Genomic DNA, 378 nt, shown 5'->3' on the forward strand with positions numbered 1-378 from the left:
GATAGCGTTTGAGCAACCGTTGTCCCTCGACCGATTTGGGTTTGAGATTCAAAATCTCCCGCAGTGAGCCGCGAAATCGAGCGCAATACTGCTCAATGGTTGAGGGAGCCAGGGTATGTCGTCGTCGTTGCAGGGCAATGGCTTTGAGGAACAACCGTTTCATCCGTGGGGCAAACAACTCATCACCTGCATCCATGGCATACTGGCAATCGCGCAGTTGATGGGCCAGACACACGTGCCAGTCGAGCGCTGGATGAGCCGCTTGAGAACTGAATAAGTCTGACACCCAGATTTGCGGTTGATGCCCATCCATGACGCTATCGATCACCGTTTTGCCCCGAGTGGGACGAATCACATGCAAACACACCTGCTCGTTTT

At 53.4% G+C, this 378-nt stretch carries 1 protein-coding gene; it reads right to left on the bottom strand.

All coding sequences use genetic code 11. The features are described from left to right. Positions 1-355 (bottom strand): transposase (locus tag JUJ53_RS00750; protein WP_343327868.1); only part of this gene is annotated, 355 nt, incomplete at its 3' end. Between the last annotated feature and the right edge of the window lie 23 nt (positions 356-378).

The sequence above is a fragment of the Leptolyngbya sp. CCY15150 genome, from assembly GCF_016888135.1.
Lineage (GTDB): Bacteria > Cyanobacteriota > Cyanobacteriia > RECH01 > RECH01 > RECH01.